3 protein-coding genes are annotated in these 2,461 nt (G+C 59.4%); 2 read left to right on the top strand and 1 reads right to left on the bottom strand.

Annotation, left to right across the window (positions count from 1 at the left end; translation table 11 throughout):
* Positions 1–37 precede the first annotated feature (37 nt).
* The gene (locus AB4043_RS22415) at positions 38–1,027 is read right to left on the bottom strand and encodes an L-threonylcarbamoyladenylate synthase (RefSeq protein ID WP_442301293.1); all 990 of its coding nucleotides are present in this window, start codon (positions 1,025–1,027) and stop codon (positions 38–40) included.
* Positions 1,028–1,082: 55 nt separating this feature from the next.
* Here AB4043_RS22415 and AB4043_RS22410 point away from each other — a divergent pair, with 55 nt between their 5' ends.
* Both AB4043_RS22410 and AB4043_RS22405 read left to right on the top strand, forming a co-directional pair.
* Positions 1,083–1,682, top strand: coding sequence for a class IV adenylate cyclase (locus AB4043_RS22410; protein WP_442301292.1), 600 nt, complete (start codon positions 1,083–1,085; stop codon positions 1,680–1,682).
* 45 nt (positions 1,683–1,727) lie between these two features.
* Positions 1,728–2,461: nucleotidyltransferase domain-containing protein (locus tag AB4043_RS22405; RefSeq protein ID WP_442308143.1), on the top strand; the 734-nt coding region annotated here is incomplete at its 3' end.

Raw genomic sequence — 2,461 nt, 5'->3', positions numbered from 1 at the left:
TCTATAAAGCCAGCGAAGTTCCTACGTCGACCCTTCTTTAACTCACTCGGGCTGCCTTCCGCAGTCTGTCCAGAAGAGCTGCTCCGACTCCCTGTTCCGGCGGCAGTGGACAGACGATGGAGGTCACTCCGCGGGCATCCAGGTCGCGCAGGCCGGCAAAGAGCCGGTGCGCCATCTCCTCCGGTGTGCTTCCCCAATCAAATGTCTGTCCCCCGGATGTCCACCCTGTGGGTAACAACACACCGGTCTGCTCTGGTTTCAGCGAGGCCACTATCTCCTGCAGTTCCGCTTGATCCCTGACCAGCACGACCCGGGCCCGAGGAGCATAGTGACGGATTCCCACTCCCGGGGAGGGTAGACTCTCCGGGCTTTGCGTCATCGCCGGCGGCTCATACCGTACGGCAGGCCCCGCAGTCTCCTCAAGCATCTGCAGCGTCACAGCGCCTGGCCTGTAGACCACCATCGGAGTCTGGCACGGGTCGACGACCGTCGACTCCACCCCAACTTCGGTTGCGCCACCGTCGAGAACGGCGTCGATACGGCCTTCCAGGTCCTCCAGGACGTGCGCGGCGCTCGTCGGGCTGGTTCTTCCGAAGCGATTGGCGCTGGGAGCGGCTACGGGGACGCCTGCCTCTCGAATCACCTGCAACATCACGGGATGACGCGGCATCCGGACCCCCACCAGAGACCGACCGGCTGTCACCAGGTCCGGAACGGCATCGGACTTCGGCAGCAGCAGCGTTAGCGGGCCTGGCCAGAAAGCCTTCATCAACCGAAGGGCCGCGGGAGGAATCTCCCGAACGACAAGCCGCAGCATCGCCTCATCGGCCACATGGACGATCAGGGGATCCCATCCCGGACGTTCCTTGGCCGTAAAAATCTTAGCGACCGCCTTTGGATCGAGAGCGTTCGCACCCAGCCCGTAGACCGTCTCAGTCGGTAAAGCAACCGTCCCGCCTCGTCGCAGGATCTCCGCTGCCCGGGAGATACCGCCGGCGGTTTCCTGAAGCCGTTCTGTTGTTCCCACAAAATCCACCTCCTCATCGTAGCTTCCAGCGGACAAACAGGCCTATACTTCCACCATGTCCTCAGCCGAGATCGAGCTGAAGTTCGCTGTCCGTTCTTCGGATAAGCTCCGTGCCCAACTTCCTTCTCTCGGCCTTACGCTGCTTACTCCTCGCACGTTCGAGCAGAACACGCTTTACGACACGCCAGGTCGTTCCCTGCGTGAGCAAAAGCAGATTCTCCGTATTCGCAGCTATGACGGCCGATGGACGCTGACCTACAAACGCCCTCCAACCGACGACAACCTGCTCGACCTGCGCTTCAAACTGCGCTATGAGACGGAAACCGAGGTGGCCAATGGCCCCGCTCTCGGTGAAGTCTTTGAGCATCTGGGATATCTGCCCGCCTTCCGGTACGAGAAATACCGAGAAGAATGGCTGCATGCGGAGAGCGGAAGCCATGTGGTGATTGATGAGACTCCGATCGGCACATGGGCGGAGCTCGAGGGCTCTCCCGCTTGGATCGATGCCATGCTCGCCGGCCTGGGGATTCCCTCAGAGGACTCGACTACTGAGAGCTACGGCAGGCTGTTTCTCTCATGGAAAGAACAGACCGGGCATCCAGCGGAAAACCTCACCTTTGAAGAGATTGCCCTCGATACAGTCCCGGGCCGCTAACCTCCTCGTCCACAGCATCGAACTTTGGCAGCTAAAATAGGCATTGTGTCAGGTAACAGGGGCCATTCGCCGAAAACGCCGTTTCTACAGCAGCAGAGCGTTGCATTCCAACTGGCGGTGGCGTGTTGTGCCTGGCCGCTTGATATGCCGCGTGTAGAGCGGCTTGCGGACGCTCAGGCGGAGTGGTCTGAATTCCTTGCTCTGGTTAAACGCCATCGCATCCCTGGTTTAGCGCACCGCGCGCTGAAGCCGGTGACCAGAATACCGGAACAGGTRCATCAGACACTTTCTGCCCGGGCCCGCGCCAGCATCCTCGGAAACCTTAGCTGCATTGCCCTTCTGTCGCAGTTGGACAAGCAGTTCAGTAATAGCGATATACGGTATGCCGTCCTCAAAGGAATCCCGCTGAGCCAGCAGCTTTACGGCGACAACTCAGTTCGCCAGACTCGCGATATTGACCTTCTGGTCGCTCCTGATGATTTCGAAACCGCGGAGAGCATCTTGCTGCAAGCGGGCCTGAAACGCGTGGAGCCGGATAGAGAGCTAACGCCACAGTTACGGAAGGCGTGGTTTAACCTGCGACATCACTTCTCTTACGTCTACCCCAAACATGGAATTACGGTAGAGCTTCACTGGCGTTTGTTTGACAATTCCGACATCGACCCGGGCCCTCGCGTCCTTCAAGAACTGGAGCAGGTGGAAATTTCGCCAGGTATCTCTTTCCCGGTATTGCGTCGCGAATCGCTTCTGCCACATCTGATGATGCATGGCGCCAGCCA

It is taken from the genome of Terriglobus sp. YAF25 (assembly GCF_052113305.1).
In the GTDB taxonomy this organism is placed as follows: Bacteria; Acidobacteriota; Terriglobia; order Terriglobales; family Acidobacteriaceae; genus Terriglobus.
The sequence above is the reverse complement of the archived record's forward strand: the minus strand, read 5'-3'. Positions and strand labels throughout refer to the sequence as shown.

Bases quoted from the DNA above. Each gene is read 5' to 3' on its own strand.
- AB4043_RS22410 (WP_442301292.1), top strand. From the start codon at position 1,083: ATGTCCTCAGCCGAGATCGAGCTGAAGTTCGCTGTCCGTTCTTCGGAT.